Consider the following 26,225-nt stretch of genomic DNA (forward strand, 5'->3'; position numbering starts at 1 on the left):
ACTCTCAATCCCGTTCCAATACGTTAACCGGTGCGGACCTTGCCGCTGCGGTTTCCATGTTCTGCCAGCCAGTTGCCAGCCGCGGCCACATCGCGCGCAATCTGCTGCTGCAATTCCTGCACCGAGTCAAACTTCTCCTCTTCCCGCAGTTTGTGCAGGAAGGTCACCTGCAGGTGCTTGCCGTAGAGCTGCGGCTTGCCCTCCAGCACATGCACTTCCAGATTGGCCCGGATGCTGTCGTTCACCGTGGGCCGGGTGCCGACATTGGCCACCGCGGGCGCATCCTCCAGCCCCGCGCCGCTTACCGTCACCGCATACACGCCTGACAACGGCGAACGCAGGCGATGCAATTCCATGTTGGCCGTGGGAAAGCCCAGCTCACGCCCCAGCTGGCGGCCGTAGACTACCTTGCCGCTGATCCGGTAGGGGCGGCTCAACAGCCTTTCCGCGAGGGTGAAATCCCCGTCCGCCAGCGCCTTGCGTATGCGGGTACTGCTGACCCGCTCACCTCCCAGCTCAAAGGTCTCGGTGGAACCCGCTTCGTAGCCGTAGCGCAGGCCCTGCTGCTGGATGAGCTTGATGTCGCCTTCGCGGTCGTTGCCAAAGCGGAAGTCATCCCCCAGCACGATATAGCGCACGCCCAGGCCGCGGACAAAAATACGCTCGAGGAAAGCCTGTGCCGACGTGCTGCGCAAATCCTCGTTGAAGTGGATCCGCAGCAGGCGGTCCACGCCCAGGTCCGCCAGCGCCAGGAATTTCTCCCGGAAGCTCATGATCCGCGCCGGCGCGTCCAGCGGCGCCAGGTACTCCCGCGGCAGGGGCTCGAACACAATCACCGTCGACGGCAGAGCGAATTCCGCCGCCTTGGCCTGCAGCTGCCGAATCACGGCCTGGTGGCCGAGATGGACCCCATCAAAGGCGCCTATCGTGGCCACGCAGGGGCGATGTGAAGGCGCCAGATTGTGCAGGCCTCTGATGAGCTCCATGAACTGGGAAGTACCCTGTCAAATCGAACCCGGGAGTATAGCGAAAAGAGTCGCTATAGCCTATGCCAGTGCCGCCTCACGCAGGGGGCACGGGTGTGCGCAGGTGCCGGAGACGGGTACCCAGTGCGATATGCACCCCCAGATAGACAGCACCGCCCGCACCGCAGGTCAGCGCCAGCCACCACACCCTCTGCTGCAGACTCCAGGCCAGCCAGGTAGCGGTCGGCGGACACAGCCAGACCACGGCGATCACCATGGCCGCGGAGGCCGCCAGCAGCCGCCCGCCGTAGATGCCCCAGCCCGGCTGGAACACATAGACACCCTCCCGCAGCAGGCCGCGCAGCAGCAGCCCGGCATTGAGGTAGGCGGCGACGCTGGTCGCCAGCGCCAGCCCCACGTGCCCGATGTTGTACAGGTACAGCAGCGGCAGCACAAACGCCAGATTGAGCGCCATGTTCGCAACCATGGCGATGATGCCGATCTTGACCGGGGTGGCGGTGTCCTTGCGCGCGTAGAAGCCCGGCGCCAGCACCTTGATCGCCATGAATGCCGCCAGGCCCAGGCTGTAGGCCTGCAGGCTCAGGGCAGCCATACCCACATCTTCGGGGCGGAACTTGCCGTACTGGAACAGGGTCACCAGAATCGGTTCTGCCAACACCAGCAGGGCAATAGCTGCCGGCACGGCGATCAGCAGCACCGAGCGCACGGCCCAGTCCAGGGTCTGGCTGAACTGGGCCATCCGCAGGCCGGCCCGGTGGGCCGACAGGCTGGGCAGGATCACGGTGGCAATGGCCACGCCGAATACGCCCAGGGGCAACTCCATCAGGCGGTCGGAATAGTACAGCCAGGAGACACTGCCGGTGGGCAGAAAGGAGGCCAACACGGTATCCAGCAACAGGTTGATCTGGCTCACCGAGACCCCGAACAGGGCCGGCACCATAAGCTTGAGAATCCGCCGCACCCCCGGGTGGCGGGTGTCCCAGCGCGGCCGCGGCACCAGGTCCAGCCGGTACAGGAATGGCAGTTGGAACAGCAGTTGCACCACCCCCGCCAGCGCCACCCCCCAGGCCAGGGCGAATACCGGCTCCTCGAACCAGGGCGCGGCCACCAGCGCCGCCGCAATCAGGGACAGGTTGAGAAACACCGGGGTCAGGGCCGGCACCGCAAAGCGACCATAGCTGTTGAGAATGGCGCCGCAGAAACCGGTCATGGAGATCAGCAGCAGGTAGGGAAAGGTGATGCGGATCATCTGCGCCGTGAGCTCAAACTTGTGCGCATCGCCAACAAAACCCGGGGCAAACAGGGCCGCGACCAGGGGCGCCGCCAGGATGGCCAGGGTGGTGACCACCAGCAGGGTGCCGCCCAGCACCCCCGCTACCCGGTCAATCAGGGCGCGCACCGCGGCAATGCTGCCATCTTCCTTGTAGTCCGCCAGCACCGGCACAAAGGCCTGGGCAAACGCCCCCTCCGCAAACAGGCGGCGCAGGAAGTTGGGGATCTTGAAGGCGACAAAAAAGGCGTCCGCGTTGGCGCTGGCACCGACGACCGCCGCCATCACCACGTCCCGCAGCAGCCCCAGCACCCGCGACAGCATGGTCATGCTGCCGACCACGGCACTGGAACGCAGCAGCCCGGGGCCGGCGGGCTCCGGCCCGCCGGAGGGTGTGACGGTACTCACAGGAGCGGGTTCATGCGTCGGCGGCGCCCGCCATCACCGGCTCCAGCGCTGGCGCAGCGTGTCGCCCTGCAACTGCAGCCACTGCAGGGCGATGAGGGTGTGGCCGTTGGGAATCCGGTCCCGTGCCAGCAGGGCCAGGGCCTCGCTGCGCGGAACCCGGTGCACCAGGATATCCTCGTCCTCGCCGGGGGCGCCGTGCACGCCGCCGACACCGGCGCTGCTGACCCGGCCGCAGAACAGGCGTACATGCTCGGAGCAGGCGCCGGCACTGGGGTAATAGCTGGCAATGGGCAGCAGCTCCACCAGTTCGCAGGCCGCCTCTTCCGCCGCCTCGCGGTGGGCCACCTCCGCATCGCTCTCACCCTCCTCGACCACGCCGGCGATCAGCTCCAGCATCCAGGGCGTGGCGGGGTCGCGCAGGGCGCCAGGGCGGAACTGCTCGATCAGGATCACGCTGTCGGTTTCCGGCTCGTAGGGCAGTACGCCGACGGCGTCGCCGCGCTCGAACACTTCCCGGGTCAGCGGTTCACTCCAGCCGCCCCCGAACAGCCGGTGCCGCAGCACCAGGCGTCGCATGCTGAAGTAGCCCTTGAAGGCAACGCTGTCTTCCAGCACCTGCACTGCGTCGCTGGCGAAAGTCAGCTCAAAGGACATCGAAGCGCCCGCCGGTGTACCAGTTGACGTCCCGGGCATGCTTGTCTACCTGGTCCGCCACATCCAGCACCAGGGCAAACAGGGCCATGCGCACCAGCATCCCGTTGTCCGTCTGGCGGAAGATCGCCAGGTTCGGGTTATCGTTGAGGTCGTCGTCCAGCTCCCGGGCGGTGACCCGGGAATCCCGCGGCAGCGGGTGCATGATCACGGTGTTGGGCTCGCAGTGCTCGGTGTAGATGCTCTGGTTGAGGCGGAAGCGGCCGCGATAGAGGTCCGCCTCCTGCTGGGAGCTGAAGCGCTCCTCCTGGATCCGCGTGGAATAGACGATATCCACATTGCGGATGCTCGCCTCCAGCGCTTCCGACTCCAGCACCTGGTGACCCGCCGCCCGCAACTGCTCGACGATCGCCGGCGGCATGCGCAATTCCTCGGGCGACACCAGCACCACCTGGATGTCGTCGAACAGCCGCAGCAGCTTGCACAGCGAGTGCACCGTGCGGCCGTAGCGCAGATCGCCGACCATGGCGATACGCAGCTGGTCGATCCCGCGGCCGCGCCCGGCCAGCTCCTTCTTGATGGTGTACAGATCCAGCAGTGCCTGGGTGGGGTGCTCGTTGCTGCCGTCGCCCCCATTCAGCACCGGCACCCGGCTGGCTGCGGCAAACTCCGCCACCGAACCCTCCTGGGGGTGGCGCATGACGATAATGTCGGAGTAGCCGCTCAGCACCCGCGCTGTATCGTACAGGGACTCACCCTTGGCGATGGCCGACATCTCGAAACCCGTGGTCTCGCGCACCTCGCCGCCCAGCATGTTGAAGGCGCTGCCGAAGCTGACCCGGGTGCGGGTGCTGGGCTCGAAGAACATGGCCCCGAGGATGGCGCCGTCCAGCACCTTGGTAGCGCGGCGCCGGTGGGCGTAGGGTTGCATCCGATCTGCCACCGCGAACAGATTTTCGACATCGGGGCGTTCGAATTGGGTGATGGACAGGATATGGCTACCGGCAAACTGCACGCGATCAAACTCCCCGGAGTTGGTGTGCGGCCATTATACGGGCACGCTGGCGAGCTTGCCCATGGCCCGCAATGATTCCCGCCTCAGGCCAGCAGGGTATCGCTGTAATCCAGCAGGTCCTGCAGCAGCTGTTGCTGGGGCTCGGGGCGCTCTTGCTGCAACAGCGTCTCGACCAGGGCCAGGTACTCTTCCAGACAGATACTGGCGCCCGCCTCCGGCTCGGTAATGCGCTGGAAGCGGAACTCGTCCCACTGGGCCCGTTCCGCCGCTGCCAACGTACCGGGATAGTTGCGGGCACGGTAGCGGAACAGCATCTCCGGCAGGCGCGCATCCGCAAAGGCAAAACTCTGCTGCGCCAGTGTTTCCGGATCCGCGGCACGCACTGCATCCATGGTGCGGCGATCCTGATCGGCGAAGAAACCGCCGCTGTAGAGCATGCGATCGGGATCGCTGACCGGCGGGAAGCTGCGGCCCTGGTACACGCCCTGCAACTTTTCCGTCATGCCGGCGCCATCCTGCTCCCGCCATTGCCGCAGCAAGGCCAGGTGTCGGCGACAGCACTCCCCGTCCAGCCCGATACGGGCGGCAATCGCCGGGTCTGCCATCTTCGCCGGCACCAGCACCGGGCAGCGGTTGGTATGTACGGTTTTCAGTCCCGGCCGCTGCTGGCCCGGGGCCAACTCATCGCGGCGCGCAAACAGCAATTCGCGCAGCGCCTCGGCGGACAGGTCGCGCAGGGGCGCGGGATCGGCGCTGAGGTCGAAGCATATCACCTCGTTGCGGTTGTCTGGATGCGCCGCCAGCGGCACCATCAGCGCGGTATTGAAACGCTCGGCGCCAAACATGCCGGAGATGTGCAGCACCGGTTTCATACCGGCAATATCCAGCTGCGCCTGTACCGTGCGCTTGTCGCGGCTGCGCAGCACGTAGTCATACAGCCGCGGCTGCCGCTCCCGCACCAGTCGCGCCATGGCAATGGTGGCCTCCACATCCGACAGCGCGTCGTGGGCAGCGGTGTGGGCGATGCCGTTGGCCGCGGTCAGCTCCTCCAGCCGGAAGCTGGCGTGGCCGTCCTCGCGCAGAGGCCATTCAATGCCCTCCGGGCGCAGGGCCCAGGCGGTGCGCAGCAGATCGATGAGGTCCCAGCGCGAGTTGCCTTGCTGCCACTCGCGCGCATAGGGATCAAAGAAGTTGCGGTACAGGGTGTAGCGAGTGAATTCATCGTCGAAGCGCAGGGAGTTGTAACCCACGCCGCAGGTGCCGGGTTGGGCCAGCTCGGCGTGAATGCGGGCGATGAACTCGCACTCGGGCACGCCTCTCTCCAGCGCCAGCTGAGGGCTGATACCGGTGACCAGGCAGGCCTGGGGATGGGGCAGGAAGTCATCGGCGGGGCGGGCGTAGATCACCAGCGGCTCACCGACCACATTCAGCTCGGCGTCGGTGCGCAACCCCGCAAACTGCACCGGACGGTCCCGGGAGGGATCCGTGCCGAAGGTTTCGTAGTCGTGCCAGTAGAAGCTGGGGGAGGCCATGCGCTCAGATGAGCTCGATGGCCTGTTCTTCGATCTTCGCCTTCCAGATCTTCGGGCCCAGCTCGTGCACGGAAACGCCGCGGGCATCCACTGCCACGCTCACCGGCATGTCCTTCACCTCGAACTCGTAAATCGCCTCCATGCCCAGCTCCGGGAAGGCAACCACGCGCGCGGAGGTAATAGCCTTGGAGACGAGGTAGGCCGCACCCCCCACTGCCATCAGGTACACCGCCTTGTGCTTCTTGATGGCCTCGATACCGGTGGGGCCACGCTCGGCCTTGCCGATCATGCCCAGCAGGCCGGTGTGCTCGAGAATGAAGTCGGTAAACTTGTCCATACGGGTGGCGGTGGTGGGGCCGGCAGGGCCCATCACCTCGTCGCGCACCGGATCCACCGGGCCCACGTAGTAGATAAAGCGGCCCTTGAGGTCCACCGCCGACGGCAGGCCTTCGCCGCTCTCGATCAGCTCCTTCATCTTCTTGTGTGCGGCGTCGCGGCCGGTCAACATCCTGCCCGACAGCAGCAGGGTGTCACCGGGCTGCCACTGGGCCGCTTCCTCCGGCGTGACGGTGTCGAGATTGATCCGGCGCACCTGCTCGCCAACCTCCCAGTCGATATCCGGCCAGTCGTCCAGGTCCGGTGGCGTCTGCAGGGCCGGGCCGGAGCCGTCGAGAACAAAGTGCGCGTGACGGGTGGCGGCACAGTTGGGGATCATCGCCACCGGCAGCGAGGCCGCGTGGGTCGGGAAATCCTTGATCTTCACGTCCAGCACCGTGGTCAGCCCACCCAGGCCCTGGGCGCCGATGCCCAATCGGTTCACCGCGTCCATGATTTCCAGCCGCAGCTCTTCCGCGCGATTGCCGGGGCCGCGCTGGCGCAGCTCGTGGATGTCGATCGGGTCCATCAGGGCTTCCTTGGCCATCACTGCGGCTTTTTCCGCGGTGCCGCCAATACCGATCCCCAGCATACCCGGCGGACACCAGCCAGCGCCCATGGTGGGCAAGGTCTTCACCACCCAGTCGACGATGCTGTCGGAGGGGTTGAGCATGGCCAGCTTGGACTTGTTCTCGGAGCCGCCGCCCTTGGCCGCCACCTGCACGTCCACAGTATTGCCGGGCACCACCTCCATGTGGATCACCGCCGGCGTGTTGTCCCTGGTGTTGCGGCGGGCCCCCGCCGGATCCTCGAGGATGGAGGCACGCAGCACATTATCCGGGTGCAGGTAGGCGCGGCGCACGCCCTCGTTGACCATGTCCGCGACCGACAGGGTCGCGTCCCAGCGCACGTCCATACCGATTTTCAGGAACACGGTAACGATCCCGGTATCCTGGCAGATGGGACGGTGGCCCTCGGCGCACATGCGCGAGTTGATCAGGATCTGGGCCATGGCGTCCTTCGCCGCCGGATTTTGCTCCAGCTGCCAGGCCTCGTGTACGGCCTTGACGAAATCCAGAGGATGATAGTAGGAAATGAATTGCAGGGCGTCGGCGACGCTGTCGATCACATCATCCTGGCGGATAACAGTCATGGCAGGAGTCCTTGGTTGGTCTGGCGTCAGGGCGTGGTCTGCAGGTTCCTCACTGAGGTCTGCAGTTCACTGACGGTGCGATTGATCTGGGCGCGGAAGGAATTGATGGAGTTTACCCACTCCTCGTTGTCCGCAACCCGCTTGTTCAATTTGGTCAGCTCGACGTTGAAGCGGTTGAGGCTGTCCGCCACCCGCTCCACTTCGGTCTGGTTGGCCCGGGCGCTGGCCATCAGCCGCTCCAGGTCCCCGGCAACGCTTTTCAGCCGGGCGATATCGCTGGCCGCGCTCTTGAGCTGGGACTGGTTGGCGGCGATGGTCTTTTCTGCAGCGGCCACTTTCCGCACCTGGCTGGTGCTGGTTTTCTCCAGCTCCTCGATGGAAGCCTTGTTGCGCCGCCAGGCGGAGGCCCACAGCTTGTCCACTTCCGAATAGAGCTCCTTGATCTTGACCGCCATGGCCTGGGTATTCTGGCTCAGGCCCTCGTCGGTATCCGACAGTCGGGCTTCGAGATCACCGATCCGGTTGGCGTAGCGCTCCATCTGGACATTGGCCTGTTCCAGCTGTTCCTGCAACTGAAAAGCCCAGTAACAGGCGCCGCCGGCCGTCACCAGTGCCACGGCGATAAACAGGCGCGCCAGCCAACCCGCGCCGCCACCACCGCCATTGCCGGACCCCGCGGGCGGGCGCTGGCCGCCGCGGGGCTTGTCCGGCTTGCTGCCGCGGGATTTGGGGGTGTCATAGTGCTGCCCGGTTTCCCGGGACGGCACGATGGGGGGCATGTGGTCGAGATCGTCCTGAGCCATGGTCAGCCGCTGGGGAGAAAAATGGAGCAGGCATTATACATGCACGAGCGCGCCAGTGCAGTGCGCGCAAATCCGTAGGAGCGCGGTCCCCGCGCGATGGTTTCGCCCGCGGAGCGGGCTCCTACAAATACGCTTCCCTGTAGGAGCGCACTCCGTGCGCGATCGCCCGCGGAGCGGGCTCCTACAAATACGCTTCCCTGTAGGAGCGCACTCTGTGCGCGATCGCCCGCGGAGCGGGCTCCTACAAAAAGGCCAGCAGGGCCCAGACTACACCGGTGAGCAGGATGCTCATGTGGATAACGCCGACCACCTTGGCCATAGGGCCCAGTTTGCCGAACAGGCCATTGGCTTCCAGCGCCAGGATCAACACCGCACAGGCGATCAGTCCGGTAGTGCTCGCTTCGATAGGCAGGTGCTTGGAACCCAGCATGCCAAACAGCATCGGCCCGGAGAGCAGGGTGTTGGTGCGCGAGGCCAGGCCCGCCTTCGCGGCCGCCGCCGGCCCGTCGCCCTCAGCCAGCCCGAGCACGATCTTCTGCTTCGGCCAGATGACCAGCCAGACGTTGAGGAACATCAGGATGCCGGCCAGGGAACCGACCCAGATCACCGCGCTGCCGCCAAAGTTGTTGAAGGCGCCAACCGTCGGTGACATCAACAGCACCAGACCGGTGAGGAGAGTGAACATCGCACCCCAGCGGAACCACCACAGTGCCCGCGGTGCCAGCTTCTTCATCGCGTCGGCCTTGGCGCCGGCCTCGGCTTCCTTGAAGTACTCGGTCTGCACGAAGTTGAAGTAGTACAGCATCCCGATCCAGGTGATGCCGAACAGGACGTGGGCCCAGCGGAAGATGAATTCGATAATGTACATGGACATGTGAATCTCCTTGTTGTCGTTATTTCCACAACGGATTGTACACCTTACAGGCGAAAAAAAACCCCGCACAAGGCGGGGTTTCAGGGGTCTGAATGGAACTCGGCTTACATCATGCCGCCCATGCCACCCATTCCGCCCATGCCGCCCATGTCGGGCATGCCACCACCGGCGTCCTTCTCTTCCGGCGCATCGGCGACCATCACCTGGGTGGTGATCATCAGCGCGGCGACAGAACCGGCTGCCTGCAGCGCGGTGCGGGTGACCTTGGCGGGATCGAGAATACCCAGTTCGATCATGTCGCCATATTCACCGGTCGCCGCATCGTAACCGTAGTTACCCTTGCCCTGGCGAACCTTGTCCAGCACAACAGACGCTTCGCCACCAGCGTTCGCGACGATCTGGCGCAGCGGGTTTTCCATGGCGCGCAGTGCCGCGGCGATACCGGCGTTCTGGTCCTGGTTGTCACCAGTCAGACCGCGAATCGCGTCGACAGCGCGGATCAGGGCCACACCACCACCAGCAACCACGCCTTCTTCGACAGCCGCACGGGTCGCGTGCAGGGCGTCCTCAACGCGGGCCTTCTTCTCTTTCATTTCCATCTCGGTGGCTGCGCCAACCTTGATCACTGCGACACCGCCAGCCAGCTTGGCCACGCGCTCCTGCAGTTTCTCGCGATCATAGTCAGAGGAGGTGTTCTCGATCTGGACACGGATTTCCTTGACCCGGGCTTCGATGGCAGCAGCTTCACCGGCACCGTCGATGATGGTGCTGTTGTCCTTGTCCATGGTCACGCGCTTGGCGCTGCCCAGGTGTTCCAGGGTAGCGGATTCCAGATCCAGGCCCACTTCCTCGGAGATCACCGTACCACCGGTCAGAACGGCGATATCCTGCAGCATCGCCTTGCGGCGGTCGCCGAAGCCGGGTGCCTTGCAGGCAGCAACCTTGACGATACCGCGCATGTTGTTGACCACCAGGGTAGCCAGCGCTTCGCCTTCCACATCTTCGGCCACGATAACCAGCGGACGGGAGGACTTGGCAACCTGCTCCAGCAACGGCAGCATTTCGCGGATGTTGGAGATTTTCTTGTCCACCAGCAGGATGTAAGGCGATTCCTGGTCGGCGTTCATGTTCTCCTGGTTGTTGATGAAGTACGGGGAGAGGTAGCCGCGGTCGAACTGCATGCCCTCTACCACGTCCAGTTCATTGTCCAGGCCGGAACCTTCCTCAACCGTGATTACGCCTTCCTTGCCGACCTTGTTCATCGCTTCGGCAATGATCTTGCCGATGGCGTGGTCGCTGTTGGCGGAGATGGTGCCCACCTGGGCAATGGCCTTGGTGTCTTCACAGGGGATGGAAGACTCCTGGATCTTGGCCACGGCAGCGGCAATGGCCTTGTCGATGCCGCGCTTCAGGTCCATGGGGTTCATGCCGGCGGCCACGGCCTTGAGGCCTTCGTTGACAATGGCCTGGGCCAGCACGGTGGCGGTGGTGGTGCCGTCACCAGCCTGGTCGGAGGCCTGGGAAGCGACTTCCTTGACCATCTGTGCGCCCATGTTCTCGAACTTGTCCTTCAGCTCGATTTCCTTGGCCACGGACACACCGTCCTTGGTTACGGTGGGGGCACCGAATGATTTATCGATAATCGCGTTGCGGCCCTTGGGGCCCAGAGTCGCCTTGACGGCGTCTGCCAGCACGTTGATGCCTTTCAGCATACGATGACGAGCGTCATCACCAAAAATTACGTCTTTTGCTGCCATGATCAGAATCCTTAATATTCAATAGGTTACGAGGTTACTGGAGCGTCCTACTCGACGATGGCAAAGATCTCGCTCTCACCCATGATGATCAGCTTCTCGCCATCGATCTCAATGGTGTTGCTGCCGGCGTACTGGCCGAAAACAATGCGGTCGCCGACTTTGACAGCCAGGGGGCGCACTTCGCCATTTTCCAGAACCTTGCCTTCGCCTACGGCAATCACCTCACCCTGATTCGGTTTTTCCTTGGCGGAACCTGGCAGAAGGATGCCACCAGCTGTGGTTTCTTCTTCTTCCTTGCGACGAACGACCACGCGGTCGTACAGCGGACGGATTTTCATTGATTAAATTCTCCTGGTTACAGTGTTATACAGGCCCGCACGGGGCAGACCCCTTGGGGGCTTGCTCGGGATATTGGGGCAGCGAAATGGATTTCAAGGGGCTTTTTGGCACTCTAGGCAAAAGAGTGCCAAAAAAACGTCAATCGTCCAGTCGGCGGTATTCGCCTTCCAGAGTGGTGGGGTCGGAGGGGTCGCGCTCTGGCCGGTAGGGCTCCGGCTGCGGGCCGCCAAACCAGCGTTGCAACTTGCGCCGCAGGGGGCCGATCAGCACCACCAGCGCGGCGACATCCGAAATGATTCCCGGCACCATCAGCAGCAGCCCCGCCAGGCCCACGACCATATCGTCCAGCAGCAGTTGCGGGCCCAGCACCGCGCCCTCCTGGGCCTCGCGCAGGCGCTGGAACATGCCCTGGCCCTGCCGCCGAAGCAGCCACAGGCCCAGCATCAGGGTGACCAGGACGTACCCCAGGGCGGTGAGCGCGCTGGTCTCAACCCCCAGCTGGATCAGGGTGAACAGTTCCAGCCAGGGCAGCAGGATGATGATGTAGCGCATAGTGAGCCTCCAGCTGACAGTATGCGGGCGCGGTAGCGGAATACAAGCGAGGCAAACAAATCAGGCGGGGTCGTCGGCACCGCCTCCCGCTGCTGGAAACGGTGCCCGCGGGTACCGGCAGAGATCAGGTACCGACAGAGATCTTGCCCTCGGCAGCGAAAACTCCCACCATGGCGCTCACCCACTACAGGAAACGCGGACACCCCGTGGACCGGCCTGAACCCGATAACAACCAGCGCATCTGGCAGGTGGTCGCCCTGATCCCGGTGGGGCGGGTTGCTACCTACGGTGATGTGGCGCGGCAGGCGGGTCTGGGCCGGGCGGCGCGGAGGGTGGGAATGGCCCTGCGGCAATTGCCCGCGAGCAGCCGCATACCCTGGCATCGAGTAGTCAACAGTGCGGGAAGACTTTCCCTGCCCGCCGGTTCAGCGTCCGCAGAGCTGCAGAGGCAGCGGCTCCTGCGGGAGGGAGTCGCCCTGTCCGCCAGCGGTCGGATAGACCTGCGCAACTGCCGCTGGCAGCCGGGAAGCGAACCTGGGAGAGCAGTGTCTTGCGAGTGAGCACGACTCCCGCCACCGGGCGCACCAATGTGGCTCCCGCGGTGGACCTCGCCGAGGGAGTGCGCGACCGCAGCGGCTACCTGCGGCCACTGGAAAGCGTGCGCGGTATCGCCATATTGCTGGTATTCCTGTTCCACGCCTGGGGTATCAGCGGCCTGCAGCTGGCGGGTGCGCCTGCACCGGGCCTGAGCTTCATCGTCGCCGGCAATACTGGGGTCACCCTGTTCTTCGTGCTCAGCGGCTTTTTGCTGGCGCTGCCCTGGCTCAAGCACCTGCACCAGCGCGGCCGGCCCAGACCTTCGGTGGCCCAGTACCTGAAAGCGCGGGCGCTGCGCATCCTGCCCCTGTACTACAGTGCGCTGCTGCTGACCTGGCTCGTTACCGGTAATAGCGCGACAATTGTCCAGGCGGCGACGTTCCAGTTCGTGGGTTTCGACGCCTTCCCCTACAGCGTGGTGTGGTGGACATTGGCAACCGAAATCCAGTTCTATCTGCTATTGCCACTGCTCATGTCACTCTGGCTAGGCGACCGCCGCTCACGCCTGCTCGGCGCGGCTCTGTTCCTGGGCTGGCTGTACGCCTACGTCACCCTGGTGCTCGAGGCGGATGCCGGTGCCGCCCAACAGTCGTTTTTGTACACAAAATCCATTTTCGCGCGTCTGCCTGCGTTCCTGCTCGGTATTGCGGCCGCGGCGATCTACCTGCGGGCCTGCCGCTGGCAGCCAGTGGTCAGGCAGCTCTCTGCCTGGCGCCATGGTGGCCTGCTGCTGTGCCTGGCGATCCTGCTGCTGCTTGAACGGGTGCTGGCGCGCGTCGCGACGCTGGGCGACCAACAGGCCGAGCTCCACTGGCACCTGCATCACACCTGGGAGGCAGCCCTGTGGGCACTGTTTATCCTCTGCCTGCTGCTGTGCCGGCTACCGGGCCTGGGGCTGCTGGTGAACCGCAGCCTCGCGCTCACCGGCAAATTGTCCTACTCCCTGTACCTGGTGCATGTGCCAGTCCTGTTTTACCTGCTATACCCGATACGGGAGCGTCTGGGAGCCGAGGTTTTCCCGAGTTCCTGGTGGCTGTACGGTGTTGTCACCGCGGCGCTGTTGCTGTCCCTCCTGCTGTCCTGGATAAGCTACACCATAATAGAGAAACCCTTTTTGCAGCTGAAGCGACGGATCCCGCTCTGAGCCCTGCAACTAACGAGTCCATCACATGCCGGCCACACCCAACATACTGCTACTGATGACCGATCAGCAGCGCTACGACTCCCCGGGCTACTATCGCGGCGACGGCACCTCGGATACGCCCCACCTGGACCAGCTCGCGGCCGGTGGGGTTATTTTTGACCACGCCTACAGCAGCGATACCGCCTGTATTCCCGCCCGTTCCTCGCTGATGACCGGGTTGCTGCCGCACCGGGTACCGACCGGCGGCTGGCGCCCCCGGGCGCAGACCAACAGTGGCCTGGCCTTGCGGGAGGGATTCTGGACCCTGGCCCACGCCCTGCGCGATGCGGGCTATCGAACGGGGCTGTTCGGGAAAATGCACTTTGCCCCTATCCGCGCGCAACACGGCTTCGATGTCATGCATACCTGTGAGCACCTGCCCGCCGGGTACGACCCGCGGGAGCAGGATGATTACCGGCGCTGGATCCTTTCCACCGGGCGCAAGGATCTGCGCTTCGTGCGACCGACGGTGCCAAAAGTGTTTCCCTACGAGGCTGAGGCACATCCCACCCGCTGGATCACCCGGCACGCGCTCGAGTTTCTGGAAGCCGGACAGGCCGGCGGCCGGCCTGAGGCAGCGCCGCCGTGGTTTGCAGTCGTCTCCTACACCGACCCGCACACGCCCTTTAGCCCGCCAGAGCCCTATGCATCGATGTTCCCACCCGGGGAGGAGACACTCCCGACCTCGACGATCGACAGCAACCGGGGCCTGCCCTGGCCTTTTTCCGAGATCATGGAACCCCCTCAGGCGGGCGAGTTTTTTGCCCCGCAGCGAGTGGACCGGCACAGCGAGGATCATCTGCGCAAGGTTCTCGCCGCCATCCGTGCCGGCATCAGGCACGTCGACGATACCATCGGTGAAATTCTGCAGCAGGTGGACCTTGCGAACACCCTGGTGATCTTTCTGTCGGACCACGGCGACTACGGTGGGCATCGCGGGTTCCTCGGCAAAATCCCCTGGCTGCCCTTCGACGACCTGGCGCGCGTTCCGTTCTTCATGGCCGGGGCCGGTGTCGCCGGGGGGCGCCGCGTGAGCTCGCCCGTGCAAAGCTTTGACTATGTCGCCACGGTTCTGGAACGTGTGGGCCTGGTCAAGCCCTGCGCGGATATGGAATCGTCAAGCCTGGCCACGGTATTGGCGGGCGCCGCTGCGGAAGCTGATCGGGCCGTGTTTTGCGGCACCATGGAGGGCACCCCGATGCTGCGCCGGGGGCGCTACAAGCATATCTGGCACTCGGTGGCGGACGTAAACATCCTCTACGATCTTGAGCAGGACCCCCACGAAACCCGCAACATCGCCGACGACTCCGCACACCGGGACCTGCTTGCGGCCAACATTGCGGTCATGCGCGAGGTACTGGCACGGCCGATTCCAGACCTCTGGCGGACTGGCGTCTGACCCACTGCTCCCAGACAAAGGGGTAGTCCCACACTTTGTCATGGGTTCTCGCCAGCTCGCGCTGGATGCGCCGACGCCGACTGTGGGCGCCGGAATGCCACTCGTGGAACTGGATGGTATACACCCGAATCTGGCCCAGGCGCCCCGCGCTCATCAGCCGCTCCAGCAGCGCATACTCGGCGCCCTCGATATTGAGTTTGATAATATCGATATCGGCGTGGCCGAGCTCGTCCAGCAGCCCGACAATATCGCGCACCTGTACGTCCACCCGCTCTTCGACCCCGCCCGTGCGCTGGGGTGCGCCGGTATCCACCTCGTACAACGTTGAACCCATACCGCGCTGGATCATGGATAGCCGCGCATCCTCACCGCCAAGGCCAAAGGGCAGACATCTGATATTCGGCACCGCCGCGAAGCGCTGGCGCAGAAACGCTATGGAAGGTGGATCCGGCTCGAAGGCGTAAATGCGGGCCTGGTATTTCTCATACACCCGCGCCGCCCAGTCACCGTGGTAGGCGCCCACATCAAGGGCGATGCCACCGTGCTCCAGCGGCGCCTCATACATGATGTCCGGGTTATCAATGCTGGCGGCGATGAAGCGATAGAAGGTCGGCCGGTAATAGTGCAGTTCCAGCGCGGCGCGCATGAAGCCCGACTGCCCCCGCTCCCGCCAGCGTCGGCAGCAGATGTAGGGCCACAGCAGCCTTTTCTTCAGACGGTACCAGTTCAACGCAGGGCTCCGCCGATCATTCCGCCACCGGCCATCAGGGTTTGCGCTGACGCAGGTGTATCTTGGACGCCTGGGTCGGCAAGTGGCCCAGGAAGTTCAGTGGCTTGCTACTGACCAATTGGCCATCGCCGCGCAGCTCCCGGTACTGGTTCCGGTAAGCCTCAAGCCGCGCAACCCGGGCAGCGTTTTCACTGTTGGTGGTGGTACCGCCGTGGACCTGGTGAAAGCTGCCCTCGCCCACCAGTTGCAGGACCACGGCATCTTCCGCATCAATCGCGCGCCGGTACAGGTCCAGGTTGAGGAAACCACCCCCCGGCAGATCGAACTGCTCATCGCTGCCGCCGATCGCGTGGTAGTGCGCCCGGGTCAGGAACAGGCAGTTGGACTCGAACATGCGGTTGAACCAGGTGATCCGGTCGGCACCACTGGCCAGGGGAGTGCCTGCCTCGAACAGGCGGTAGCCATCCGCTGGCCACTGGATCCGCTGCAGCAACACATCCTCTGCCTGCTGGTCATAGCCCTGCAGTACCGTTTCCGGCTGCTCGCCCGGCCCCAGATAAAAATAACGCACGGCAACCACCGGGCAGCTGAAGGCGGCGAAACCACGGAGGGCCCACTCGAATACACCCGGCGTCAGCAGATGGGCGCCATCGACCATCAGGCAGAGTATGTCGCCACTGGCGACGGCCGCGGCCCGGTTCAGCGCCTGTGCCGGCGACGCCAGTGCATCATCGATACGCAGCAGTGTAACGGGCACATCGCTCATGGCAGCCACCCGCAAGGGTGTCGGGGAACCGTTGTCCACCAGGATTACTTCGTATTCAAGATCCGCGGCTGCGGTCTGGTAGCCCCGCGCCAGCGCCTGCAGTGTGCGCGGTATTTCCCGCTGCATATTGTAGGCAATAACGATGACCGAAAGCTTCATGCTCGATTTTCCGCGGCTGCGCCCAAGGCTACAGCAGAATGGGTTGCTGCTTCAGTGGCGCCGTCGATGCGGCAAAGAACCAGGACTCGATGGCGTAACGCACTGCGGTATGGTGGGGTGCAAAGGCCGTCCGGTGCAGGTTGTAATGATCGAAGAACAGCGCATCTCCGGCCGCGAACCGTGGTTGGGCAACGCCACACTCCGCCGCCACCGTCGCCACCAGCTCCGGCCCCACGGTCCAGTCAAACACCGCTCCGGCCGTGCCGGTGGGATAGATCTCGCGCTGGCCATTGACGACAATATCGAGGCCCGGCGCGGGCGCGGCGCCGCCGCAATCGCTGAGCGCCAGCCACATATTCACGGTCTGGATGTCCTCGCCGAGGAAGCGGCCGTCCTGGTGCCAGCCGGCCTCGGCGACGTTATCCGGTGCAATCTTGCGCAATACCCATTTTTTCACCGACAAGCGCGCCGGTTCCCCAAAATAGGCCTGCAGGAGGTCAGGCAGGCCGAGGGAGGCATACAGGTCCAGCAGCTCGCAGGCCACCCGGGGCGAATCCGCGACCCAGATGGAGCTGCTGGCGGATACCGACTCGCCCGGGCTGGCGAAAAACCGGGCGGGGGCGCCTCTGACTTCCGCGGAGCGCGCGTACCAGGCCGCGGCATCCTCGCGGGGTGGCGCCCTGTCCGGCTGTTCCCGCGCTGCCACCACCCGGTCGACCAGTTCGCGCAACTGCGCGGACCGCTCGGTGTCGACCAACTGGCGAACAATGGCCGCGCCACAGCCGTGGATCGCATCGTACAGCCGCTGTGCGCTCAACTCGGTTACGGGGATTTCGGGGATTTCGCCCCTGGCCAGCCCGGGCGGCTGGACTGGCGCCGCCAGTGCTGCTGCCGGTGGCCTCCCCGGCCGCTCGCGGCCCGCGCGAAGACGCAGGTCCAGCATCCCTTGTTGCAGGGATGCCCGGGGCTGCTCGCGATTCGACTCTGCCAGCAAGTCCAGCGCCTGCTGCCACTGGCCCTGCTCAATCAAGGCATCGGCCTCGCTCAATACGCCTGCGACTGAGCTCGCCACAACAGGCTAGCCCTCCCCCGCCTGCTTGCCCTGGCCGCCCTTGTCGGCCTCGGCATGGTCCTTGGGCTTGAACCGTTTTGCCTGCCGCCTCGCCTCCAGAAAATGCGCGGCATGGGAATACAATTGCCGCAGGCGCTTGTGGGTCTCCGGGTCGCGGGAGAACAGCAGCTCAGTCAGTTCGGTGTGCGGGGGATTGCCGCCGGGCTTGCGCAGCACGCCGAGGCCGAAGCCGTGATTGAACCTGAAGATTTCCTCGTGCTCCTGCTCCAGCTCAGCAAAGAATTTCCAGGCACCGAAGTCCTTGATTCGCGCCATCACATCGTGGAACAGGACAATGCCACCGGGCGTTACCTTGGGATACCAGTTCTCGAAGTCTTCCTTGACCGCCTCGTAGGTGTGCAGGCCATCGATGTGCAGCAGATCGATGCTGTCCTGCTCAAAGTGCCGCAGCGCCTCGTTGAAATACATCCGCAGCAGGTAGGTAAAGCCCCGGTAGTGCTCGCGGGCGTGGTGCTGGACGTCCTTGAAGATGCTGTCATCGTAGGCGTCCGTATGCTCATCCCCTTCCCAGCAGTCAATGGCGTAGGCGACACCGTCAATATCGTTCTCCACCATGGCCTGGCAGAACGTGAAAAAGGACAAACCGTTGTAGACGCCCAGCTCAACCACCACCTGCGGCCGAATCGCGGTGACCAGGTCGTAGGCGAAAGGCAGGTGATCGACCCAGGTGCTGAACACCATGCGCCGGGGTTCGAAACGCTGCAGGGAAGGCGGGAAATAAAGCGTGCTGGTCACATGGCCTCCTCAGGCTGTGCTGTCGGGCAGGGGGGCTTCACCCAGGCTGCGCAGGGCGCGGGCCGCAGAATAGTGTACAAATTTTTGCGCCTGGGCCGGAATCGCACCCAGATACACGGGGCTGGTCCGCGGGCTGCTGAAATCAGCTCCCCGCAGCGCGCGGTACTGGTTGCGGCTCCGCTCAATATAGTCTTCTCGCATCTCCCTGCTTACACCTCCGGTGGTCACGCCACCATGGAACTGATGAAAGGTGCCCTCGCCGGGAACAATAACATGCTGTACTTCGGGAAGCTCGCAGGCGCGCTTGTAGAAATCGAGATTGATGAGCCCGCCTCCGGGCAAATCGAACAGCGTATTGAATCCGCTCAATGTATGCCAAACATCCAGCGGTATGCTGATGCAATTACTCTCGCTATTGGGCAGGAAAAATCCAGGCCTGCATGAGCCACTGAAACAGGCGACATCAAACAATCGATAGCCGTCCTCGGGCCAGGCAATGGACGCCAGCAAGTCGCGCTCGGTGTCGCGGTCATAGCCACTGCCCACTGCCGTCTGTTGCAACTCCCGGCCGAGGTGGTAGCCGGGAATCGAGACCACTGCCCGCGGGAAGCTGCGGTGAGCCGCGAGCAGGTTGCAAACAACGCCCGGGGTGACCATTCTGGCACCGTCGATCATGACGCACACGGCGCCGCCCTGCGCCTGGCTGGCACCGAAATTGATGGCCTGTGCGGGGCTGGGTTCCGGGTTCTGCCGCAGGTGGTAGTGCACATTGGCCGGCAGGTCCTGCAGGAACCCGGCGCTGAGAGTGTTGCTCGAGGCGTTCTCGACCACAATCAGTTCGTACTCGCTGCCGCTGACGTCGCGCTGGTAGCCGGGTAGCAGGGAACGGATGGTGTTCGCGGCCTGCTCCGGCATGTCATAGACGATCAGCACCAGACTCAGTTGCGGCTGCCCGGGCGGGGAGCCCCGCAGACGCCCGACCATTCGCGCCAATGACTGGAAGCCGCTCACAGACTTGCGCGCCGCAACCGGTGGTACAGCCAGCGCAGGCGCCAGGGCAGGCGTCCCTCGTCAACCGCGGAGTAATTCCTGAGCTCGTTGTCATAGAACCGCTGCGGTTCAGCCGGTGGCTGCAACTGCAAGCTGGCGATCACCGTATCGACCTTGGCGGTGAACAATGCCTCGTCTTCATCAAAGCAGAGCAGGGGGAAGCGCAGGCGACGATGCTCCCGGTAGAGAATGCGGTTGTAGGCATACCAGAGCGACAGGGCCTGCTCCCTGGGCATCCTGCTGCGGTTGCGCAGGGATTGGGCAACGGCTTCCGGGTGACGGAATATACCCACATACTCCAGATTCGGCAGCAGCTCCTTCCAGCCCTCCAGCAACAGCAGGGCCCGGGGATCTTTGAACCCCAAGATCGGCAGATGAGCGTGGGACGCCAGCAGGTCTCGCGCGATCTGGCGATGGGATTCCAGCCAGACGCGAGAGGCGGAAGGTGCGTCCCAGGCGCCGCCATTGGCCGCCAGAATACTGTCATGCAAATCGACAAAGGCCTGATTCTCGCGGTTGCCCTTGAGGTTGTACGGATTCCAGGTATGGCAATCACCCAGGTCCAGGCCCGCCTCCTGCAGGGAGCCAGTGAGGCAGCTGGTGCCGCTGCGGTGCATGCCCAGAATTGCGATCACGCGGCCGGGCTGTGCGCTCACCTTTGCTTCCCCCGCAACATCTGGCAGCGCTCGCGGAAGCCGGCCAGCTTCTCGGCAAAGCCGGGCAACCTGCTGGTGGCGGCCCTCAGGGTTTCCAGGGCCGCCTGGTAAAGCGCCAGATCATAGCTGTTGTTGTCGATCACCGATTTGCCGAGGTCGTCCAGCTCTTTCAGAATCAGCGCCACGCGCTGCTCGTCATCGACCGCTGCCACCGGGTTGCCAGACACATTCTGGGGAATGTAGGCTAGGTCCAGGGTCGGCAGATGGGGTCGCAACTTTTCTTCCAGCAACACCATGCTCTGGTCGTACAACTCGACAATGCCGACCACCGGCAGGGACTGAGTGTATACCAATGCATCAAAAAACTGGGGCAGGGCACGGGCCGCCCGGGCACGTGAGCGTTTTTTTTTCGAAAGATAGAGGGTCTGGAAATTGCGGATTGTCGGCGGCGTATCTGGCTCCATGCGCCAGGCAACATACTCGCGGAACGACATTCGCTTGGCCGCCTGGGCGCCGAGGGTATCCGCCTGCTGTTCGCGTTCAAAGTCGTACACGGAGCGGATTCGCAGCAGCGGGTGCCGCAGCAGATAAATACAGTGCAGACGCACCCCGGGCAGTGCCGGTATATCCCGCGGCAGGTGGTGGCTGGACAGCGCCATCAAATCGCGATTCTCCGCCAGTACCTCCGCGAGATGACACCCGCCGTGGCGACGCATGGCCTGGTCATCGCGATGGTCCAGAAACGCGTCGCCGAAACTCCGGGTCAGGGACCAGTCCAGGGAGGTCCCGGCGTTCTTGAAAATGTGACCGTGCAGAATGATATTCCTCACTTCCGCCCCCCGTTATCGGGGCCGCCGGCAAAGCGCGATGCAACCGGGCCGAAATCTTCCAGAATGATCTTCTCGGCTTGCTCCCGGCCGAAGTTCTGGTGCAGCCAGGAGCCGTAGCGATCGAGCTTCTCGTAAACAGTACCGCCAGCCGCGAGTACCTCGACAATTGCATCGCCGAAAGATCTGGCGCTGTCGGCAACGAACATGATATCGGCTGCGCCGGGAATCCCCTCGGCGCCAATGCTGGTGGTCACCAACGGCACCCCGTGCTGGATCGCTTCCAGCACCTTGCCCTTGACCCCCGCGCCATAGCGCAGCGGCACCACGCTGCACCCCACGGAGCGATACAGTTCGGCCAGCGCCTGGTCGGAAATGTACCCGTGTACCGTGACCTGCGCCGACTGCATGGCCAGGACTGCTTCGGTGGGATTGGACCCCACCACATGGAGGTGGAAACCTGGACACTGGCTTGCCAGCAGCGGCATCACCTCCTCGACAAACCAGCAGAGGCCATCCACGTTGGGCGGATGATTGAAACCGGCAACAAAGAGAATGTCCTGCCGCTGCACAGGATCGTAGTCGGGCACGGCAATGTCATCGAAGATGTACAGCGGTATCGCGCGAACGTTCAGGGTCGGGCTTTCGGTGTGCAGCGCCTGCACTTCAATCGAGGATGGATAATAGATCACGTCCACCTTCTCGAACACCGCGAACTCCCGCGCTTTCCAGCTCATCGCCGCACTTTTCAGCGACGCCTCGCCCAGCAGCTCCTGTTCGCGCTCAACCCGCAGATAGTGCAGGTCATGGCCGAAGAAGACGATTTTCGGCCGCGGGCGCATCTTGTAGATGTGCGGCAGGAACTGTTCCGCCACATGCGGCCGGTGGAGGAATATTCTGTGGATATACCGCGCATTATCGTGCAGCCAGCGATCCAGATAGCGAGCGCTGTACTCTCCCACCAATACCTCCACTCCCATCTCCTGCAGCACCCGGGTATAGGGCTGATGGGGGAAAAAGTTGGCGCCGAGGAACACGACCTTGAAGCCCATGTTGACCATGAGCCGGATATACATCAGCGTCGAGCGCGAGCCCGCATCCTTGTCGTAGTGCGGCACATAGTGATCAATGACCAGAATGCAGTTGCGCGCGCGCGAGCGGTCCCTGGCGAGAAACACGTGCTCGGCATTGGCGAAGTGCTCCCACTCGAGCACCGCCTGCCACTTGGCGCAGAATATCTCCCGATTCCTGGCCTGAAACCGCTTTACCCCCTTGCCCGGGTCCGTGCCGTTGCTGACGCCTTCGTAGTGGAACACCGAGGACTGCGGCTGGTACAGCACTTTGTAGCCGGCCTGGCGCACCGCGAAGCACAGGTCCGTATCCTCGTAGTAGGCCGGGGCAAAGCGCGTATCGAAACCACCGAGGCGCGACCACAGCGCCCTGGGGAGCATCAGGCAGGCGCCAGAGACATAGTCTACTTCCTTGACGTACTCGTATTCCGGCTTCCGCGGATCATCACAGCGGCCGTAATTCCATCCCGAGCCATCACGCCAGATGATGCCGCCCGCCTCCTGCAGCTTGCCGTCGGGGAACAACAGTCTGGGACCGACCACACCGGCATCCGGGCGCTGTTCCAGCAGCGTGAGCATGGGTTGCAGCCAGCCCTTGCAGACCGCGGTATCATTGTTCAGGAACACCAGATAGCGGCCGCAGGCTGTCGCCGCGGCACCGTTGCAATTGAGCAGAAAGCCCTGGTTCTTCTCGCTTCTGAGGATGCGGATATTGCGGACCCGTTGCCCGATACTCGCGGTGGCATCAGTGGAATGATCATCCGCCAGGACGACTTCATAACTCACGTCCAGAGTGTGCTCAAGAATCGATGCCAGACAGTGCATTGTCATGCGGTAGCTGTTGTAGACCGGCACAATTATCGAGACCAGCGGCGTGCTGACTGCGGGGAACTCCAGCTCCAGAGTATCCAGTTCCGGGCCAAGCTCAGAGGGCACCCCACCCTCCCCCGGGTGGACGATCTCGGGGAACCGGCTCTGCACCCAGACACTGAAATCCGCCGGAGTGGACCTGATCATGATCTCCAGCGCGCGCTGTAGCCGAAAGACACTTACGCCGCGAAAGGAAGATACCGGGTGCTTGACTATATAGCGGCATACCGCACTGAGCTGGGAGAGCTTGCCCGGCACTTTGCCAGGCAGTTGCAGATGGTGCAGGGAAAAGTGCATCCTGGCCTCCGCCAGCACGTCCTCGTAAGCCCCCGGGGTGGAAACACGCAAGCGCAGCGCGGCATAAACCCTGCGCAGGGCGCGCTGCAGCCTGCCGATGAGAGAGAGCTCAAAGCTCAACAGGCGCGAGTGAATACCGGTGATGACCTGCAGCAGCTCCGCGGCCTCGGCTCTCGCGTCGGCCAGCGCCGAGGTTGTCGCGTCGAGCTGTGATACGGCTTCGTCCCGCTGGGCCAGCAGTTCCCGCGCTCTCTCCTGCTCGCTCTGCATCTGCCCGGCGCAGATGTCGAATTTTTCCTGCAGCTCATCACGCTGCAGGGCTGTTTCCCGGACGGTGGCAAGCTCGCGCATTGCGCCTGCCATGTCGCGGATTCTGGCCAACAGCAGGTCATCCGCTGGCACCGGCTTGGGTGCTGACCCGGCATTGGCGCAAACAGCGACCAGGGCCTCGTCCAGTACCCGCTGCGCCGGGGTCAGCAGCGCCTGGGCCCGCGCCAGGGCATCGACTGCGGATCCGCTGTGCTGCAAGTGGGGCTCGAACACGCTGCGACCGGGCCTGGAAAGGCCACGGGCACCCAGACCTTCAAGCTGATTGAATAGCGCCCCGGTTTGTCCCGCGGGATCGCGGACGAAGGTCTCGTAGCTCAACGCCACCACATCGGCGCCGGCAGCCAGGTCCAGCACCAGGCGGTTGTAGTACTCCCACAATGCCAGCCCCAGGGCGAGGGGAAAACCATTGCGCCGGTTGAGTGACACCGCCACCGCACAGGGTCCACGATAGACCAATACCCGCAGCGCCCCCTGCAGGTGCGGCTGCCAAACGGGCCAGGTCAGCAGCATGCGCGGATCCTTCAACAGCCAGCCAGCCTCGGGCAGGGCGGCAACAATCGCGGCCACCTGCTCCTGATAGTCTGTAGGCGTCAGCTGATCCATGGCCGGCGGCATGAACCAGGCGCCACCCGTGGCACGCAGGATCTCATCATTCAGTGCGACCACATCCCGGCGCTCCCAGAAGCCCGCGGGATTGTCCTCCCGCGGCGCCAGCAACTCGGCTTCGGAGCCCGCCTCCAGGCCAAAGGCATGCAGCTGATGGGCGACCATCGACGTGCCCGATCGGTGCATGCCCAGCACAACCACGTTAGTCATCGGTATAGCACCTTCATCAGCCACAGCAGCACGCGAGTCACCCCGCGAGGCAGTTTTTCGGTGTTATGCACTTTCCGCCGGGCATAGTCCCAGAATTCGCGAAATACATCGCGAAACCTGGCCTCCGGATTGATCTTGATATTGCGACTGTTCGTTCCCGCCTGGGCCGAATCAGGGTCCAGTGGCCGCGGCAGGAACCCATCCGCAGGCGGCAAGATCCGATCGTAGTCGGCAACCATCTCGGCGGCGGTGCGCGGCTTTGTGGCTGCTACCGTCGCCCGGACGCGCGCGATCTCTGCCGAATTCGCCGCCAGCGACCGCAGCAGGTCCAGCAGCGCGTCCGCATCGGGTGCATACAACCAGCCATTGTCACCGTGCCGGATTCTGTCGGCAAAAGCGCCCATGGCGGTGGCAGCGACCGGTACGCCGGAGGCGTGCAACTCACTCAGGGTATAGCTGAAGGTCTCCGGCACGACCGACAGCAGCAGGCCGATATCCGGCCGCGCCGCCGCCAGCAGCGCGCCCAGCTCCTCACGCTCATAGCCGTCGCTGACTTCCACCTGAGGCAAGCCGGCAAAGGTGCTGCCGCCTTCGCCGCTGCCCACCAGCACGACGGTGGCAAATTCCGCCAGCGGCTCGATGATCGCCTGCAGCAAGGCCGCACCCTTGTGCGCTTCCAGGCTGCCGAGCACAACAATGCGCAGCCTGGGCTGTGGATCCAGGTGCGAATCCCGCTCTGGTTCAAGCACCGCCAGGCTGGTCAGTACCGGCTGCGGCAGGCCGTGGGCAATCACCTGAATGGCGTGCTCGCGCAACTCCGGCATGAGGCTGCGCATCCGCGCCGCAACGGAGGCGCTGGGCGCGACCAGCGCAATATTTCTCTCAACCACCGTCGAGATGAAGGCAGCGCGTAATGCCAGCCAGTGCGGCGCCTGTTCGTACTGGAAGAAGCGGTGCCCGGGGTTGTTCTGCAGGCAGTCGCGCAGGCGTGCCGCGTCGCACTGCGAGCAAGGTGTTTCCCAGGTGGCCAGGATCGGCGGACAAAAAGGGTAGAAGTCGTGGCAGACCACAATCACCGGCAGCTCCAGCCGGAGAATGTCGATTGCGTGCCCGATCAGGGATGAGAGGATCACGGATTCAATGGCGAATTCCGCCAGGACACCGGCGACGAGCTGGCGGTACTCGTGGTGGGCGATGGCGGTGGAGAGGATGGGCTCCGCCAGGGTCCAGGTCCGGATCGGGACGGTCAGGTTACGGGCACTATACAGGGCGAGGGTCTGGCCGAAGGCGGTCAGGTCACCGATGGGCCGAAGCACGAAACTGCGGTGGCCGGTGTCGGCATCGACAAAGTCCTCGACCCAGCGTCCCAGGCCACCGCCCCAGCTATGGCTAATGTGCAGCCTGGCGGGCTGGACCTGCGGAACTTCCGCCCCGGGCGCTTCACCGCGCGAGGAGAGTTCGGTCAGGGCGTGGCGCAGACCAGTGAGCGGATGGCGCCGGGTTATCGCCGTCTGCCAGGCGGGGAACGCTGATGCGGGCAGCGACTGCGGCGGGCCCTCCCGGTCATCGATAAATACATTGTCCGTAGCCAGGATCAGCCCGCCGCGCTCGCGCACCCGTTCCGCCAGCTCAGTGTCATCGGCCGCGGGCGTAGTACCCAGTCGCTCGACGTCGATCAGCGCCGATTCACCGGCGAAGAATGGGATGTCGAAGGTCGCACCCGGGGCATGCACATTCAGCCAGCGGTCGATATCCTCGACCGACAGGGACGGATTGTGCTCCGGGCTGGAAAACACCGCGGTTTCCGGGTGCCTGACCGAGAGCGGAAACAGGGCGGCCACGTCCGCCTCCCGCGCCGGGAAGCGCCGGTACCAGCCGCGGGGGGGGGGGCCG

The 26,225-nt window shown here is 64.0% G+C and carries 23 protein-coding genes; 3 read left to right on the forward strand and 20 right to left on the reverse strand.

The window, feature by feature from the left end; translation table 11 throughout:
- Positions 1–23: 23 nt before the first annotated feature.
- The 11 genes from ribF to Q6D67_RS12375 form a co-directional block, all read right to left on the reverse strand.
- Positions 24–986, reverse strand: a complete 963-nt coding sequence (ribF, locus tag Q6D67_RS12325) for a bifunctional riboflavin kinase/FAD synthetase (protein WP_304705916.1) — start codon at positions 984–986, stop codon at positions 24–26.
- Positions 987–1,062: 76 nt separating this feature from the next.
- Entirely contained in the window at positions 1,063–2,664 is a 1,602-nt protein-coding gene (murJ, locus tag Q6D67_RS12330; protein ID WP_304705917.1) for a murein biosynthesis integral membrane protein MurJ, read from the reverse strand.
- Positions 2,665–2,697: 33 nt separating this feature from the next.
- Positions 2,698–3,318, reverse strand: coding sequence for an NUDIX domain-containing protein (locus Q6D67_RS12335; RefSeq protein ID WP_304705918.1), 621 nt, complete (start codon positions 3,316–3,318; stop codon positions 2,698–2,700).
- A complete protein-coding gene (locus Q6D67_RS12340) occupies positions 3,308–4,330 on the reverse strand; it encodes an aspartate carbamoyltransferase (RefSeq protein ID WP_304705919.1) in 1,023 nt (340 codons plus the stop codon). The genes Q6D67_RS12335 and Q6D67_RS12340 overlap by 11 nt, the downstream gene beginning before the upstream one ends.
- Positions 4,331–4,413: 83 nt before the next feature.
- Positions 4,414–5,862, reverse strand: a complete 1,449-nt coding sequence (gene sbcB / locus Q6D67_RS12345; RefSeq protein WP_304705920.1) for an exodeoxyribonuclease I — start codon at positions 5,860–5,862, stop codon at positions 4,414–4,416.
- Between the two features lie 4 nt (positions 5,863–5,866).
- The gene (locus Q6D67_RS12350) at positions 5,867–7,390 is read right to left on the reverse strand and encodes a fumarate hydratase (protein WP_304705921.1); all 1,524 of its coding nucleotides are present in this window, start codon (positions 7,388–7,390) and stop codon (positions 5,867–5,869) included.
- A 26-nt stretch (positions 7,391–7,416) separates the two neighbouring features.
- Complete coding sequence (locus Q6D67_RS12355; RefSeq protein ID WP_304705922.1) at positions 7,417–8,193, reverse strand: hypothetical protein; 777 nt, start codon at positions 8,191–8,193, stop codon at positions 7,417–7,419.
- A gap of 241 nt (positions 8,194–8,434) precedes the next feature.
- Positions 8,435–9,061, reverse strand: coding sequence for a urate hydroxylase PuuD (locus tag Q6D67_RS12360; RefSeq protein ID WP_370551960.1), 627 nt, complete (start codon positions 9,059–9,061; stop codon positions 8,435–8,437).
- Positions 9,062–9,171: 110 nt separating this feature from the next.
- Positions 9,172–10,824, reverse strand: a complete 1,653-nt coding sequence (gene groL, locus Q6D67_RS12365; protein ID WP_304705924.1) for a chaperonin GroEL — start codon at positions 10,822–10,824, stop codon at positions 9,172–9,174.
- 47 nt (positions 10,825–10,871) lie between these two features.
- Entirely contained in the window at positions 10,872–11,162 is a 291-nt protein-coding gene (locus Q6D67_RS12370; protein ID WP_304705925.1) for a co-chaperone GroES, read from the reverse strand.
- A gap of 139 nt (positions 11,163–11,301) precedes the next feature.
- Positions 11,302–11,715 (reverse strand): FxsA family protein, encoded by a 414-nt coding sequence (locus tag Q6D67_RS12375; RefSeq protein ID WP_304705926.1) that lies wholly within the window; start codon positions 11,713–11,715, stop codon positions 11,302–11,304.
- 206 nt (positions 11,716–11,921) lie between these two features.
- Between Q6D67_RS12375 and Q6D67_RS12380 the strand changes: the two genes are divergently transcribed.
- From Q6D67_RS12380 to Q6D67_RS12390, 3 genes are read left to right on the forward strand one after another with little or no spacing between them, the layout of a single operon-like run.
- Positions 11,922–12,275 carry an MGMT family protein gene (locus Q6D67_RS12380; RefSeq protein ID WP_304705927.1) on the forward strand — a complete coding sequence of 118 codons (354 nt, stop codon included), beginning with the start codon at positions 11,922–11,924 and terminating at the stop codon, positions 12,273–12,275.
- Positions 12,272–13,456, forward strand: coding sequence for an acyltransferase (locus Q6D67_RS12385; RefSeq protein WP_304705928.1), 1,185 nt, complete (start codon positions 12,272–12,274; stop codon positions 13,454–13,456). Before Q6D67_RS12380 ends, Q6D67_RS12385 begins: the two co-directional genes overlap by 4 nt.
- 25 nt (positions 13,457–13,481) lie before the next feature.
- Positions 13,482–14,894, forward strand: a complete 1,413-nt coding sequence (locus Q6D67_RS12390) for a sulfatase (RefSeq protein ID WP_304705929.1) — start codon at positions 13,482–13,484, stop codon at positions 14,892–14,894.
- On the opposite strand, the gene Q6D67_RS12395 is transcribed toward Q6D67_RS12390, so the two are convergent.
- The 9 genes from Q6D67_RS12395 to Q6D67_RS12435 all read right to left on the reverse strand — a co-directional run.
- Entirely contained in the window at positions 14,839–15,624 is a 786-nt protein-coding gene (locus Q6D67_RS12395) for an FkbM family methyltransferase (protein ID WP_304705930.1), read from the reverse strand. The two genes, Q6D67_RS12390 and Q6D67_RS12395, sit on opposite strands and share 56 nt — an antisense overlap.
- Before the next feature lie 34 nt (positions 15,625–15,658).
- On the reverse strand, positions 15,659–16,549 hold the full coding sequence (locus Q6D67_RS12400; protein WP_304705931.1) for a glycosyltransferase family 2 protein: 891 nt from the start codon (positions 16,547–16,549) through the stop codon (positions 15,659–15,661).
- Positions 16,550–16,577: 28 nt separating this feature from the next.
- On the reverse strand, positions 16,578–17,621 hold the full coding sequence (locus Q6D67_RS12405; RefSeq protein ID WP_304705932.1) for a hypothetical protein: 1,044 nt from the start codon (positions 17,619–17,621) through the stop codon (positions 16,578–16,580).
- 6 nt (positions 17,622–17,627) lie between these two features.
- A complete protein-coding gene (locus Q6D67_RS12410) occupies positions 17,628–18,416 on the reverse strand; it encodes a class I SAM-dependent methyltransferase (RefSeq protein ID WP_304705933.1) in 789 nt (262 codons plus the stop codon).
- Positions 18,417–18,425: 9 nt separating this feature from the next.
- Positions 18,426–19,427: a glycosyltransferase family 2 protein gene (locus tag Q6D67_RS12415; RefSeq protein ID WP_304705934.1), complete on the reverse strand. Its 1,002-nt coding sequence runs from the start codon at positions 19,425–19,427 to the stop codon at positions 18,426–18,428.
- A complete protein-coding gene (locus tag Q6D67_RS12420; RefSeq protein ID WP_304705935.1) occupies positions 19,424–20,122 on the reverse strand; it encodes a hypothetical protein in 699 nt (232 codons plus the stop codon). The genes Q6D67_RS12415 and Q6D67_RS12420 overlap by 4 nt, the downstream gene beginning before the upstream one ends.
- Positions 20,119–20,952, reverse strand: coding sequence for a hypothetical protein (locus Q6D67_RS12425; protein ID WP_304705936.1), 834 nt, complete (start codon positions 20,950–20,952; stop codon positions 20,119–20,121). Before Q6D67_RS12425 ends, Q6D67_RS12420 begins: the two co-directional genes overlap by 4 nt.
- Positions 20,949–24,332 carry a glycosyltransferase gene (locus Q6D67_RS12430; protein WP_304705937.1) on the reverse strand — a complete coding sequence of 1,128 codons (3,384 nt, stop codon included), beginning with the start codon at positions 24,330–24,332 and terminating at the stop codon, positions 20,949–20,951. Before Q6D67_RS12430 ends, Q6D67_RS12425 begins: the two co-directional genes overlap by 4 nt.
- The coding region (locus Q6D67_RS12435; RefSeq protein ID WP_304705938.1) for a glycosyltransferase at positions 24,329–26,225 on the reverse strand (1,897 nt) is incomplete at its 5' end. The genes Q6D67_RS12430 and Q6D67_RS12435, both read right to left, overlap by 4 nt.

Source organism: Haliea sp. E1-2-M8, from assembly GCF_030649675.1.
Classification (GTDB): Bacteria; Pseudomonadota; Gammaproteobacteria; order Pseudomonadales; family Halieaceae; genus Haliea.